Raw genomic sequence first — 13,082 nt, 5'->3', positions numbered from 1 at the left:
CGTGTCACCGATCCCCGCGCGGCAGGCCGAGTAGACGCTCCGCGATCACATTGCGTTGAATCTCGTTGGTACCCGCGTAGATCGGGCCCGACAGGGAGAACAGATAGCCGTCCATCCACGGATCGTCGACCTCGGCGTCGGTGCCGTGCAGGTCCAGTGCGGTCTCGTGGGCGGCGATGTCCCACTCCGACCAGAACACCTTGTTGATCGACGACTCCATGCCCAGTTGCCCGCCGGATGCGAGTCGGCTCACGGTGGCATAGGTCGACAATTCGTAGGCGCGCGACCCGATCCACGCGTCCGCAACCCGCGCGTCGGTACCTGCGGTCGAGGGGATCTGGTCGCGGCGTGATTTCCACAGCGACACAAGACGATCGGTGGTGGCCAGGAATCGTCCCGGCGAGCGCAGCGACAGGCCGCGTTCATTGGCGGCGGTGCTCATCGCAACCCGCCAGCCGTTGTCCACCGCGCCGATCACCCCGGATTCACCAGGCGCTCGCGGGTCGTCGGGCACGAAGACGTCCTCGAGGAAGAGTTCGGCGAATCCCGGTTCGCCGTCGAGTTGGGGGATCGGCCGCACCGTGACACCGGGCGCCCGCAGGTCGAACATGAAGTAGGTCAACCCGCGATGACGCGCGGCGTCCTTGTCGGAGCGGAAGAGGCCGAACGCGCCGTCGGCAAAACTCGACCGCGAACTCCACGTCTTCTGGCCGTTGAGCAGCCAGCCGCCGTCGGTGCGGGTGGCCGTCGACCGCAACGACGCGAGGTCGCTGCCGGCTTCCGGCTCACTCCATGCCTGGCCCCAGATGTCGTCGGCGCGGGCCATCCGCGGCATGATGCGCGCCAGCTGTTCGGGATGGGCGTGCTCGAACAGGGTGGGGGCCAGCAGAAAGATGCCGTTCTGGCTGACCCGTCCGGGAGCTCCGGCGCGGTAGTACTCCTCCTCGAAGATCACCCAGTGCAGCAGCGGGGCGTCACGACCCCCGAACTCGGTGGGCCAGCTCACCACCGACATCGCGTCGGCGGCCATGGTGCGTTCCCACTCACGGTGGGCCTCGAAACCCTCGGCGGTGTCCATCGACGGAAGAGGCTGTGCCGGAACGTGATCGGCGAGCCATGCGCGGACCTCCGCGCGAAATTCGGCCGCGGCGTCGTCGAATGTGAGATCCATTCGTCAGCTCCGGGTGGCTGTTGATGTGGCTGTTGTCGGTGTGGCTCCCGTTGGTGTGGCGGCGGACTTCATCGACTCCGCGTTCATGCCGCCCAACGAATCCCCGCCCGATGCCTCGGCATTGGCCGAGTGGGCGAAATGGTGCCAGCCGAACACCGAATCCATCGCGTTGCGCAGACCCATCTGGTCCTCGCAGATGTTCACTGCCTTCTTCGACAGGAACAATCCCTGCATCGGCATCGCCACCATCTGTTCGGCGATGGCATCGACCTTGGCTGCCAGCCCCTCTCGTTCCACCACATGATTGACCATGCCCCAGTCGGCCGCCTGGGCGGCGCTGAAGCGTTGGCCGGTGAACAGGATCTCCTTGGCCCGGCGCGGCCCGAGCACAAAGGCGTGCGCAAAGTACTCGACCCCCGGAATGCCCATGCGGGCAACGGGATCGGAGAAGAAGGCGTCGTCGGACGCGACGATGAAGTCACACGACCACGCCAGCATCAGGCCGCCGGCGATGCAGGCGCCGTGGACCTGCGCGATCATCGGTTTCGGGATGTCGCGCCACCTCCGGCACATACCCAGATAGACCTCGGTCTCGCGGGCCAGACGCTGATCGCCACCGCTCTTGTCGGTGTGATCCCAATGCAGTGCGGCCACGTTCTCGTAGAAGGTGTCCACATCGCGTTCGGGGGTGCCGATGTCGTGTCCGGCGGAGAAGTGCTTGCCGTTCGCGCGCAGCACGATCACCTTCACCGCCGCGTCGTCCACCGCCCTGCGGAATGCGGCGTCGAGCGAATAGGTCATCACCGAGTTCTGGGCGTTGCGGTACTCGGGCCGATTGAGGGTCACATACGCCACGGCGTCGCCGGGTCCGCCGACCTCGTAGGCCACGGGTGAGGTGTCCGGGCCCAGATCGTCGGGGCGCAGCGGTGCGGGGATGGCGGCGGAACTCATGGCACGAGCCTAACCTAGCAAGTGCTTGGTTGGTAGTCGTCGTCCAGCCGCTGGTGCGGGCGCGGCGCGCGGTCGCGCGGGTCAGCCGACCCGCAGTGTCCCGCTGCAGGACGTGGTCGGGATGGCCCACAGTGCGTTGCGATTCACCGCGCTGAGGGTGACGCGGACGTTCCCCCGGCCGGTGTTCAGGTCGAACTTCGGTCCGCCGACGTAGAGTCCGATGCCGGCCCGGTCGACTGCGGTGCCGCGTCGTCCGTTGTCCAGGTTGTGCCAGTCGAGCCGTCCGACGGACTCGTATCCGCCGGTGGCCGTCCAGAACGTGGAGATGTCGTTGACCTCGGCGCGGACCCGGCCCGGTCCGGTGGGGTAGACGAACAGACGCGCGGTGCTGAAGGGTTGATCGACGATGTTGGGGCTGATACCCCAGCATCGCTCCAACGGTGCGACGGTCATCGCCGACGCGGGTCCGGGGTTCACTGTGACACCGATGACGGTGAGGGCGGCAACACCGGCGACCGCGGCGGGGATTCTGGCGATGGACGGGCGACAGATCATCTGAGACTCCGAATGCGTTGTGGGTGGACGAGCGCGAACGTGGGCGGACACTCTACGTGCCGATTCGTATATAGCGGACAAGTCGTTAGCCGCCACGAATGTTGTGACTGTTCCGTGACCGCCACGTTCGGCGTCCATCGTGGTGCCGCGCCGCGGGAAGGGTGGTGGCGCGCCACGGGCCGCGGTAGGCGGACAATGTCGCCCGGGGCCCGCGGGCCCGCGGTAGCGTTGACTTCACCGATCGGCACCCGATGCCGAGTGTCAAGGAGGGTCTGGTTGGTTTCGTCCGCATCGGACACCTCGCATAGCGGCCGACTGCCATCCGGTCCAGTCCACCCCGATGTTGTGTGGCAGACGACCAAGGTGACCCGCGATCAGCGCCCCCACACCGGTGCCACGGTCTGGTTCACCGGGCTGTCGGCGTCGGGCAAGTCCTCCCTGGCAATCGAGCTCGAACGACTGCTGGTGGCTGCGGGACGCCCGGCATATCTGATGGACGGCGACAATCTGCGCCACGGATTGAACTCCGACCTCGGGTTCTCCGACGACGATCGACGCGAGAACATCAGGCGGACGGCCGAGGTGGCCGCGTTGTTTGCCGACTCGGGATCGGTCGCCATCGTCTCGCTCATCTCGCCGTTCGCCGAGGAACGCCGCCGCGCACGTGAGATCCACGCCGAGCGGCGTATCGCCTTCTATGAGGTCTTCGTCGACACACCGCTCGACGAGTGCGAGCGCCGCGACCCGAAGGGGCTCTACGCCCGCGCCCGCCGCGGCGAGATTCGCCACTTCACCGGGATCGACTCGCCCTACGAACGCCCCGAACACGCCGACCTGGTGATCACCCCGGCCGACGGCGCGCCCGCCGCCGCGGCCGAGACGGTACTTCGTAACCTGGGTCTGTAGTAGGCAGCACGGACCGCGAGACGCTGAGAAGACGACGCTGAGAAGAAGACGCCGAGAAGAAGACGCTGAGGAGACCACGAGTGGACGACCGCACCCTGGCCGGAGAACTCGCGACCGCAGCAGGAACCCTGCTGCTCGACATCCGGGCGCACAGTGGACTGATCGGACGCGAACTCGGCGACGAGGGCGACCGCCGGTCCAACGACTTTCTCCTCGCCCGACTCGCTTCCGAGCGGCCGGACGACGCGGTGCTGTCGGAGGAGTCGGCCGACGACAAATCGCGTCTCACCGCGGCGAGGGTGTGGATCGTCGACCCGGTCGACGGCACCCGTGAATACGGCAGCGTCGATGCCGACGGTCGCGGTCGCAGCGACTGGGCCGTGCACGTGGCGCTGTGGTCGGCCGAGGGGGGCGGCACACTCATCGCCGGGGCGGTGGCGCTGCCCGCGCTCGGGGTCACCTACCTCGACGATGCGACGCCCGTGGCACCCACGGCCGGCCTCGCGGCCACTCCGCGCGGCGACCGTCCACGCGTGGTGGTCAGCGGCTCGCGTCCGCCCGCGTTCTCCCAGGATGTGGCCGACGCGATCGGCGGAGAAGTGCTCCAGATGGGATCGGCGGGAGCCAAGGCGATGGCGGTGGTGCGCGGCGAGGCCGACGCTTATGTGCACGCAGGCGGGCAGTACGAATGGGATTCGGCCGCCCCGGTGGCCGTCGCAGCGGCAAAAGGCTTGTGGTGCGGGCGAATCGACGGGTCACCGCTCGTCTACAACCAGGACGACACGTATCTTCCCGATCTCGTGATCTGCCGACCCGAGTTGCGGGAGCGGGTCGTTGCGGTGACCGCCTCCTGCTAGACCGTCTTCGCGCCGATCGGCGTCCAGCTCCTTCGCGCAGGAGTACTTCAGTGGTGGCCCCGTCGAGAAGCGATCGGACGGGTGACGCTCAGCGGGACAACGCGGACATCACATTGGCGACGGCGGCGCGCATGTCCTGTTCCTCGATCCGCATCAGGTCGTCCTGCGAGAGCGAATCCAGATCATCGGCGGCCAGCCGGTATTCGCGCTCCTCCTCGGCCGCTTCGATGATGTTGCGGACGAACCGTCCGTTTCCGGCCAGGTCGATGCCGCGGCGTACCGAGACGCCGTCGTCGCGTACGTCGTGATACAGCGGGGTGCAGGCGCGTTCGAGTTCGGCCACCGCCTGCGGGGTCAGCGTCGAATCACGTTGCGCCGCAATGTATTCACCGATTCGAGCCAACTCGTCGGGGGTGTACGACACGAAGCGTACCCGTCGCGCGAAGCGTGACGACAGCCCTTCGTTGGCCGCCAGGAACCGGTCGATCTCCGTGTCGTAACCGGCGATGATCACCACCAGGCGGTCGCGGTTGTCCTCCATGCGTGCCAGCAGTGTGTCGACGGCCTCGCGGCCGAAGGCGTCGCCACCGGAGAGTCCCTGCTGGATGAGGGTGTAGGCCTCGTCGATGAACAGCACGCCGTCCATGGCGGAGTCGATCAGCGCGGAGGTCTTGATCGCGGTGCTGCCCAGGTGCTCGCCGACCATGTCCCGTCGCGTGGCCTCGATCACCTTGTCGGACTTGATGAATCCAAGGCCGCAGTACATCTTGGCGATCACGCGTGCGACGGTGGTCTTGCCGGTACCGGGTGGCCCGGTGAACGCGAGGTGCAGGCTGCGCGCCGACGTCGACAGGCCCCGGTCGGCGCGCACCCTCGCCAGCGTGGCCGCCGACTGCAGCTTGGCGACCTGCTGTTTGACCGAGGTGAGGCCGACCTGCGCGTCGAGTTCGTGTTGCGCCTCGGCCACCATGTCGCCGGCGCCCCCGGCGTCGGCCCCACCACCGATGGCGCCGCCGGTGACCAGTACCGATGGCTGGTCGGGTACGGACTGGGGATCCCAGGGGTCGGTGCGTGCCGCGATCTGTTCTGCGGTGGTCACCGAGAGGCGCAGCGATGGGGAACGCAGCGCCTCGGCCGCCGCGGTGAGGCCGGGGTCACGGGCGTAGGCCTGCTCCAGGAACGATTTCGCCTTCTCTTCGTGGCCTTGGCCGCGCAGGGCGAGTCCGTAGGTGTACATCGCCCGGCCGGCACATGCGGGGATGGGGCTGTCGAGGGCCCTCTCCAGGCGTCGGAGGGCTTCGGCGGTCAGGTCCAGTTGCGCGCAGGCGGTGCCGGTGAGGTAGTCGGCGACCGAGGTCATGTACGGGTCGTGCCACGACTCGGACCGCGCCAGCGCGGAGAGCACATCGGGCCAGCGCTGCGTGCGGAACTGCAGCACCGCCTCGATGAACTCGACGATCGGTCGGCGGGCGGTGATGCCGTCGAGCACCTCGCGGGCCCCGGCGTGGTCGGCGCCGTTGATCAGGGTCGCCGCGTAGGCGGCCGCGGCCTCGGTCGCGTCGGTCAGCGGATAGTCGATGAACATGCCGGTGTACCAGCGTCCCACCAGGGTTCGCTCGGGCAGACCGAGCCGGCGCTGTTCGTGGCCGATGCCGTTGCGGTGGCGATAGAGGGAGAGCAGCACCTCGTTCTCGGTGTCGCCGGTGGCGAGCCGGCCGAGCCAGGCGTCGGCCATCGTCGGATCCCATTCGCTGGCGCGGGTGAATGCCTTGGCCGCCTGCCCGGGATTGTTCACCGGCTCCATGCCCTCCACGGGTATCCCCGAAGACAGGATGCCCAGCTCGAAGAGCTGCCGGGCCTTGCGGACGTCGGCCATCATTTCCCCCACGTGTCCGGAACCGGCGAGTGAACGCGTAGGGACAGGGTAGACGGTGCCGATGGGACCCTCCCTCTTGGTCTGACCCGACCTTCCTCCGCTGCAGAAGCCGCCCCCCGGCCGAATGCGCTGCGGCCGGTAGAATCGCACGGGTGAGTGCCCCTGTGGATACCGTGTCGGCCGCGGCCGCGAGCCCCGATCTACCCCAGCCCTTCCGCGAACTCGGACTCAAGGACGACGAGTACGAACGGATTCGCGCGATCCTCGGCCGGCGGCCCACCGACGCCGAGCTCGCCATGTATTCGGTGATGTGGTCCGAACACTGCAGCTACAAGTCGTCGAAGGTGCACCTGCGCTATTTCGGCGAGACCACCACCGACGAGATGCGGGCCGGGATGCTCGCGGGTATCGGCGAAAACGCGGGCGTGGTCGATGTCGGCGACGGATGGGCGGTGACGTTCAAGGTCGAGTCGCACAATCACCCGAGTTACGTCGAGCCGTATCAGGGTGCGGCCACCGGGGTCGGCGGCATCGTGCGCGACATCATGGCGATGGGTGCCCGGCCGATCGCGGTGATGGACCAGCTGCGCTTCGGCCCGGCCGATGCGCCCGACACCCGCCGGGTGCTCGACGGCGTGGTCCGCGGTGTCGGTGGCTACGGCAACTCTCTCGGGCTGCCCAACATTGGCGGGGAAACCGTCTTCGACGCCAGCTACGCGGGCAATCCGCTCGTCAACGCGCTGTGCGCGGGTGTGCTGCGCACCGAGGACCTGCAACTGGCGTTCGCGTCGGGCACCGGCAACAAGATCATCCTGTTCGGCGCGCGCACGGGCCTCGACGGCATCGGCGGTGTGTCGGTGCTCGCGTCGGAGACCTTCGACGACACCGGTGAGGACTCGGGACCCAACCGCAAGAAGCTGCCCAGCGTCCAGGTGGGTGACCCGTTCACCGAGAAGGTGCTCATCGAATGCTGCCTGGAGCTCTATCACGCGGGACTGGTGGTTGGCATCCAGGATCTCGGCGGCGCCGGACTATCTTGCGCGACAAGCGAACTCGCCTCGGCGGGCGATGGTGGCATGCATATCGACCTGGAGAAGGTACCGATGCGCGCCACCGGCATGACCCCGGCGGAGGTTCTCTCCAGCGAGTCGCAGGAACGTATGTGTGCGGTGGTCACCCCGGAGAACGTCGACGCGTTCCTCGCGGTGTGCGCCAAGTGGGACGTACTCGCCACGGTGATCGGTGAGGTCACCGACGGCGACAACCTGGTGATCACATGGCACGGGGAGACCGTTGTGGACGTGCCGCCGCGCACCGTCGCCCACGAGGGCCCAGTGTACGAGCGCCCGGTGGCCCGACCGGACTGGCAGGACGGCGTGGTGGCGTCGACGACCGAACCACTCGGGCGTCCCGACACTCCCGACAGGCTCCGCGAGACCGTGCTGACCATGCTCGCCTCGCCGGCGCTGTGCAGCCGAAAGTTCATCGTCGAGCAGTACGACCGCTACGTGCGTGGCAACACCGTGCTCGCCGAGAACGCCGATTCCGGGGTGATCCGCATCGACGAGCGCACCGGCCGGGGTATCGCACTGGCCACCGACGCGTCGGGCCGCTACACCTTCCTCGACCCGTACCGGGGCGCTCAGCTCGCCCTGGCGGAGGCCTACCGCAACGTGGCCGCCTCCGGCGCCACCCCGAAGGCCGTCACCAACTGTCTCAACTTCGGCTCGCCCGAGGACCCGGCGGTGATGTGGCAGTTCCAGCAGGCCGTCCGCGGTCTGGCCGACGGGTGCGCGCAACTGGGCATCCCGGTCACCGGCGGCAACGTGAGTTTCTACAACCAGACCGGTGCCACCGCCATCCTGCCCACGCCGGTGGTCGGGGTGCTCGGTGTGATCGATGATGTGCACCGTCGTATCCCCACCGGGTTCGGTACCGAACCGGGTGAGACGCTGATCCTGCTCGGGGAGACCCGCGACGAATTCGACGGCTCGATCTGGGCTCAGGTCACCCATGACCATCTCGGCGGTGTGGCACCGGCGGTCGACCTGGCCCACGAGAAACTGTTGTCGCAGATCCTGACCGCGGCGTCACGCGACGGGTTGGTCTCTGCCGCACACGACCTCAGTGAGGGCGGGCTGATCCAGGCGGTGGTGGAGTCGGCTCTGGCCGGTGAGACCGGTGCCCGGATTCTGCTTCCGGAGGACGCCGACCCGTTCGTGTGGCTGTTCTCGGAGTCGACGGGACGAGTGCTGGTGGCGGTGCCGCGAACCGAGGAGTCGCGTTTCGTCGCGATGCTCGACGCCCGCGGAATGCCGTGGACCCGCATCGGAGTGGTCGATCAGGGCAGCGATTCGGTGACGGTGCAGGATCAGTTCGAGATCGCACTGAATGAACTGCAGGCCGTGTACGAGGGAACCCTCCCGCGCCTGTTCGGCTGACGTCCCCTCGTCGAATGAAGATCCCGGTATCCCCCGAGACGTCGTGACGGCAACTCGGCTAGGCTCCACACGATCCATTCGAGAGGAAGCAGATGTCGAACCCCTACGACAACCAGGGCGACCCGAATCAGGGCGGCTATGGCCAGCAACCCTATGGCCAACAGCCCTACGGTCAGCAGCCCTACGGGCAACAGCCCTACGGCCAGCAGCCGTATGGGCAACAGCCGTACGGTCAGCCCTATGGTGGTCAGCCCTACGGCGGTGCGCCGCAGTACGGCTACGGTGCTCCCGGACCGTCGCCGGACAACAATCTGGTCTGGGCAATCCTGTGCACCGTCCTGTGTTGCCTGCCGCTGGGCATCGTGGCGATCGTGAAGGCCACGTCCGTGGACAAGCTCTGGGCCGCCGGCGATTATCAGGGCGCCCAGCAGGCTGCTGACGACGCCAAGCGCTGGTCCATTTGGGGTGCGGTCGCCGGGGTTGTATTCAGTGTCGTCTCGGTGATCATCTATGTCATCATCATCGCCGCCGCGGTCAACAGCGGCACCGGCACCACGTACTGACCCCGAGCCGGGTCAGCCGCGCGACGCCCGCACCGTCGGACGCGCCGCGCGGTTCGAGCGCGCCCTCGGCAGCGGCCTGGCCCGGGTGTCACACCACCCGGTCCTGGGTCCGGTGGCCGTGGTCGCCTCCGCCGGATTGTGTTGTACCGCAATCTGGTTGGGTGATCCCACCACCCCGGGCGGGCCTTTGCCGGTGTGCCCCACCAAGCTGCTGCTCGGAATCGACTGTCCGGGTTGTGGATCGCTACGCGCGATCTATGCGCTGCTGCACGGTGACGTGTCGGATGCCTTGCGCTACAACGCGGTCGGTGTTGCCGCCATCGCCCTGCTGGGGTGGGCATTCGTCGCCTACTGCGTCGGGCTGTGGCGTGGACGCCGGGTGCGCAGCTGGCAACACCTGCGGTTCGCACCCGCGGTCACCCTCGTCGTGGTGCTGATCTGGTTCGTGATCCGCAACATTCCGATCGCCCCCTTCGACGCGCTACGCGTCTGACCGCTCCGGGTCACCAGGAGGCGGCGATCGCCGCGATGGTCTCCGCATCGTCGGTGGTGATCTGGTGGGCACCGAGGTCGACGAGCCTGCGCAGCACCGGAACGGTGGACGAATCGATCCGGGTGAGCGTGTAGGCGTCGACCTGGCGGTCCATTCGGGCGAAGGCGGCGATGAGATCGGCGCCGCGGTCGGCGGCAGCCAGAACGAGACCGTGATCGAGGTAGATCATCTCCGCGCGCGGTGCCGCCTGCACCGCATCGAGCACGAATCGCGCGAAGTCCCCCGAGTCCAGAACGCGCCCGATAGCGCCGTGATGGCAGGGGTCGTAGCCGACATGCAGGTCGGGCACCGCGTCGCACAGGATGCGCACGGCGCGCGCGTCGCCGCACGACAGGATCGCATGGGATGCGATCGGCGCAACCGCTCCGACGAAGACGTCGATCGCGCGTGCGTCGAGGGCCGCGGCATCCTCCTTGAAATCCAGTTGCAGCATCGCCTCGGAGGCGACGTCCACACCGTCGAGCAGCCCGGCGAGATCTTCGAGCAACAGCACTCGTTGGTCGGTCGGTCGCCCTGTGTTGTCCCGGAGAGTCAGCGTCCGCAGATAGGCGGCCGACAGCGCCGACACCTCGCCGTGCCCCGTGGTCGCGTGGTCGATGTGGCGATCGTGGAGGATGGCACAGCCGCGGTCGGCGTGGATCACCAGGTCGACCTCCACGCTCGCGCCGACCCGCATCGCCTCGACGATCCGGGCCGGGGTGAAGGCAGGATCGTCGGCGCGGCGACGTGCGCGGTGCCACTTGAGACGGGTGGTGTGCCCGTCGTGGGTGATCGCCAGCGGGGGATCGCTGGAGGTGGGCGGTGCGGCGCTCGGCATCGACGTCGAGACTATCCGAATGCCTTCGCGAAGCGGCAGCGCGCGGGGAATCCCGCAAAGGCCTCCGGCAATGTGGAACGTGTTCTAGTTTGGGGGTATGACGCTGCGGGTGGTCGAGTGGTCGACGGGCACAGTGGGACGCCGTGCGATCGCCGGGATAGATGCGCATCCCGATCTGGACCTGGTCGGCGTGTGGGTATCCGACCCGGCGAAGGTTGGCCGTGACGCAGGTCGGCTCGCCGGGCTGGGACGAGATCTCGGCGTGTACGCCACCGACGACGCCGACGCGTTGCTCGCACTGGCGCCGGATTGCATCGTCCACACCGCGATGACCGACGATCGGGTGGTGGAGGCGATCGGCGACCTGACGCGTTTCGTGGCCGCCGGGATCAACGTGGTGTCGAGTGGCCCGGTGGTCCTGCAGTTCCCGTACGGCATCCTGCCCGAGGCGATGATCACTCAGATCGACGAGGCCGCCCGTGCCGGCGGGGCAACCCTGCACGTCAACGGAATCGATCCGGGGTTCGCCAATGATGTTCTCCCGCTGTCGATGACGAGTCTGTCCCAGCGGATCGACGAGGTGCGGTGCCTAGAGATCGCCGACTACTCGACCTACTACCAGCCGGTGGTGATGCGAGATCTGTTCGGCTTCGGACGGCCGATGGACCACCGTCCGGTGCTGCTCAACCCGGGGGTACTGGCCATGGCCTGGGGGAGCGTGGTGCGCCAGCTCGCGGCGGGTCTCGGCATCACGCTCGACGAACCCCTGGTGGAGCGCGTGGAACGCGTTGCCGCCGAACGTGATTACACCACCGTGTCGGTGGATGTCCCGTCGGGGTCGATGGCTGCCCTGCATTTCGAGGTCGCCGGGCAGGTGGACGGCGTGGACCGGATCGTGGTGGAGCACTTCACCCGCACTCACCCCGACCAGTGCCCGGACTGGCCGACACCGGACTCAGGCGATGGCTGCTACCGCATCGTCGTCAGCGGTGAGCCGCAGATGCAGGTCGAGTTCGCCCACCACGGGGAGCACGGCGACCACAACGTGTCCGGGATGATCGTGACCGCCATGCGGCTGGTGAACGCTGTCGCCGCAGTGGTGAACGCGGAGCCGGGATTGAGTACGGCACTGGACCTTCCGCTGATCACCGGCCGCGGTCTGGTGGCTACGCAGGGTTGAGTGGTTCGGTCAGTGCGTGCCGGGTGCGGTAGTCGGTCGGATTCATTCCGTAGCGCCGCTTGAAGTTTCGTGTGAGCTGATCGGCTCCGCGGAAACCGTTGGACCGTGCGATCGCGGCGATCGTGCGATCGCGCGGTCCCAGTGCGAGTTCTGCTGCCGCTCCCTCGAGCCGTTGATTCACGATCAGGCCGCTGACGGTGGCTCCGGTGCCCTCGAACGCGCGATGAATCGTGCGCGTACTCGCGTGCAGTCCGGCGGCGATCGCCTCGCATGTGAGATTCGGGTCCGACGCCCGGGATTCGATGATGTCGAGGACACTCTTGCGGATGTCGACGACCCGCGTCGGCGGATGACTGAAGCCCTCGCGGCAGGACACGACGAGGAGCGCCATCCGCAGCAAGATGTCGTCGAGACCGGACATGTCGACAGCAGCGTCGCTCGACTCGTCCACGCACACAGCCGCGATGAAGTCGCGGGCGCGGGTGGCGGCGGTAGACAGCTGCCACGGTTTGGCCACGAGGTGCGACACGTCCACGTCCCAGATGCGCAATCGTTCCGCGGGGATCGCGATGTTCACGGCATCGATGGGCCGCGACATGGCATGCAGTTCGTACGGCCGGTCATTGCGCAGCGCAACGGCTTCGCCCGGGTGGAGGCGGAAACTGCGCCCGGCATGAACCCCGGAGGCGCTTCCGCTGAGCGGCATCGCGAGATAGACGAAGTTCCGGTAGGCGTCGGCGGCCTGATCCGGAGTGCGTATCGACGTCCTGATGTCGCCGCTGAGTCGGAGACACCAGACCGATCCGGTACGGCGGAACGACGCGGTGGCCTGCGAGCCGGGGAACGCTTCGGTGTGTGCGGCAGGCGTCAGATGCTGGTTGCGCGTGATGGTGTACCTGTGCGTGCCGGTGTCGGTGACACGCGAGGCATCGCCGGAGAGGACCGCGCTTCCGGATGTGCTGGAGGGGCGGTGCTTGTCGATATGGTTGCGGTAGGTCATTGCCCATCCTGGCGTCAAAAGCTGCTGATGTGTCGTTGATAGTCCCATCTCTACACCCGAATCGGGCCACGCCGCATGGGGTTCGGTGGTAGGCATTCGCTCTGGCGGGGCGGGTGGCGCAGATGAGCGGCACCATGTCGCGATCTGAAGTGCGCGCCCGCTCAAAGGATCTGGAAGTCGCGATCCGACACGTCGAAGATCAAACGCGGGAT

11 protein-coding genes and 1 pseudogene are annotated in these 13,082 nt (G+C 67.6%); 6 read left to right on the top strand and 6 right to left on the bottom strand.

Annotated elements, in window-relative coordinates; genetic code table 11:
• Window positions 1–4: 4 nt before the first annotated feature.
• From ACWDTD_RS04310 to ACWDTD_RS04300, 3 genes are all read right to left on the bottom strand, one after another.
• The gene (locus ACWDTD_RS04310) at window positions 5–1,171 is read right to left on the bottom strand and encodes an acyl-CoA dehydrogenase family protein (protein WP_449745811.1); all 1,167 of its coding nucleotides are present in this window, start codon (window positions 1,169–1,171) and stop codon (window positions 5–7) included.
• Window positions 1,172–1,174: 3 nt separating this feature from the next.
• Window positions 1,175–2,122: an enoyl-CoA hydratase gene (locus ACWDTD_RS04305; protein ID WP_449745810.1), complete on the bottom strand. Its 948-nt coding sequence runs from the start codon at window positions 2,120–2,122 to the stop codon at window positions 1,175–1,177.
• 81 nt (window positions 2,123–2,203) lie between these two features.
• Window positions 2,204–2,677, bottom strand: coding sequence for a hypothetical protein (locus tag ACWDTD_RS04300; RefSeq protein WP_449745809.1), 474 nt, complete (start codon window positions 2,675–2,677; stop codon window positions 2,204–2,206).
• Window positions 2,678–3,004: 327 nt separating this feature from the next.
• Here ACWDTD_RS04300 and cysC point away from each other — a divergent pair.
• Window positions 3,005–3,583 (top strand): annotated as a pseudogene (cysC, locus tag ACWDTD_RS04295) (adenylyl-sulfate kinase); the annotation flags it as partial.
• 80 nt (window positions 3,584–3,663) lie between these two features.
• The gene (locus ACWDTD_RS04290) at window positions 3,664–4,440 is read left to right on the top strand and encodes a 3'(2'),5'-bisphosphate nucleotidase CysQ (protein WP_449745808.1); all 777 of its coding nucleotides are present in this window, start codon (window positions 3,664–3,666) and stop codon (window positions 4,438–4,440) included.
• 88 nt (window positions 4,441–4,528) lie between these two features.
• Here the strand turns inward: ACWDTD_RS04290 and eccA are convergent, their stop codons facing one another.
• Window positions 4,529–6,316 (bottom strand): type VII secretion AAA-ATPase EccA, encoded by a 1,788-nt coding sequence (gene eccA, locus ACWDTD_RS04285; RefSeq protein WP_449745939.1) that lies wholly within the window; start codon window positions 6,314–6,316, stop codon window positions 4,529–4,531.
• 152 nt (window positions 6,317–6,468) lie between these two features.
• On the opposite strand from eccA, the gene purL reads away from it, so the two are divergent.
• The 3 genes from purL to ACWDTD_RS04270 all read left to right on the top strand — a co-directional run bounded on the left by purL (window position 6,469) and on the right by ACWDTD_RS04270 (window position 9,813).
• Window positions 6,469–8,757, top strand: a complete 2,289-nt coding sequence (gene purL, locus ACWDTD_RS04280) for a phosphoribosylformylglycinamidine synthase subunit PurL (RefSeq protein ID WP_449745807.1) — start codon at window positions 6,469–6,471, stop codon at window positions 8,755–8,757.
• Window positions 8,758–8,849: 92 nt separating this feature from the next.
• Window positions 8,850–9,320, top strand: a complete 471-nt coding sequence (locus ACWDTD_RS04275) for a CD225/dispanin family protein (RefSeq protein WP_449745806.1) — start codon at window positions 8,850–8,852, stop codon at window positions 9,318–9,320.
• On the top strand, window positions 9,268–9,813 hold the full coding sequence (locus ACWDTD_RS04270) for a DUF2752 domain-containing protein (RefSeq protein WP_449745805.1): 546 nt from the start codon (window positions 9,268–9,270) through the stop codon (window positions 9,811–9,813). Before ACWDTD_RS04275 ends, ACWDTD_RS04270 begins: the two co-directional genes overlap by 53 nt.
• A gap of 10 nt (window positions 9,814–9,823) precedes the next feature.
• Here ACWDTD_RS04270 and ACWDTD_RS04265 read toward each other — a convergent pair whose 3' ends face one another.
• Complete coding sequence (locus tag ACWDTD_RS04265) at window positions 9,824–10,690, bottom strand: glycerophosphodiester phosphodiesterase (RefSeq protein ID WP_449745804.1); 867 nt, start codon at window positions 10,688–10,690, stop codon at window positions 9,824–9,826.
• A gap of 97 nt (window positions 10,691–10,787) precedes the next feature.
• Between ACWDTD_RS04265 and ACWDTD_RS04260 the strand changes: the two genes are divergently transcribed.
• Entirely contained in the window at window positions 10,788–11,870 is a 1,083-nt protein-coding gene (locus ACWDTD_RS04260; protein WP_449745803.1) for an NAD(P)H-dependent amine dehydrogenase family protein, read from the top strand.
• Here the strand turns inward: ACWDTD_RS04260 and ACWDTD_RS04255 are convergent.
• Entirely contained in the window at window positions 11,857–12,870 is a 1,014-nt protein-coding gene (locus ACWDTD_RS04255) for a helix-turn-helix domain-containing protein (protein WP_449745802.1), read from the bottom strand. The two genes, ACWDTD_RS04260 and ACWDTD_RS04255, sit on opposite strands and share 14 nt — an antisense overlap.
• Between the last annotated feature and the right edge of the window lie 212 nt (window positions 12,871–13,082).

Source organism: Gordonia sp. NPDC003425 (assembly GCF_053588635.1).
This window is presented reverse-complemented; position numbering and strand designations above follow the sequence as displayed.

Coding starts and splice junctions, on each gene's coding strand:
- ACWDTD_RS04305 (WP_449745810.1), bottom strand. CDS start 2,122: ATGAGTTCCGCCGCCATCCCCGCACCGCTGCGCCCCGACGATCTGGGC.
- ACWDTD_RS04275 (WP_449745806.1), top strand. CDS start 8,850: ATGTCGAACCCCTACGACAACCAGGGCGACCCGAATCAGGGCGGCTAT.
- ACWDTD_RS04300 (WP_449745809.1), bottom strand. CDS start 2,677: ATGATCTGTCGCCCGTCCATCGCCAGAATCCCCGCCGCGGTCGCCGGT.
- ACWDTD_RS04310 (WP_449745811.1), bottom strand. CDS start 1,171: ATGGATCTCACATTCGACGACGCCGCGGCCGAATTTCGCGCGGAGGTC.
- eccA (WP_449745939.1), bottom strand. CDS start 6,316: ATGGCCGACGTCCGCAAGGCCCGGCAGCTCTTCGAGCTGGGCATCCTG.
- ACWDTD_RS04270 (WP_449745805.1), top strand. CDS start 9,268: ATGTCATCATCATCGCCGCCGCGGTCAACAGCGGCACCGGCACCACGT.
- ACWDTD_RS04255 (WP_449745802.1), bottom strand. CDS start 12,870: ATGACCTACCGCAACCATATCGACAAGCACCGCCCCTCCAGCACATCC.
- ACWDTD_RS04265 (WP_449745804.1), bottom strand. CDS start 10,690: ATGCCGAGCGCCGCACCGCCCACCTCCAGCGATCCCCCGCTGGCGATC.
- ACWDTD_RS04260 (WP_449745803.1), top strand. CDS start 10,788: ATGACGCTGCGGGTGGTCGAGTGGTCGACGGGCACAGTGGGACGCCGT.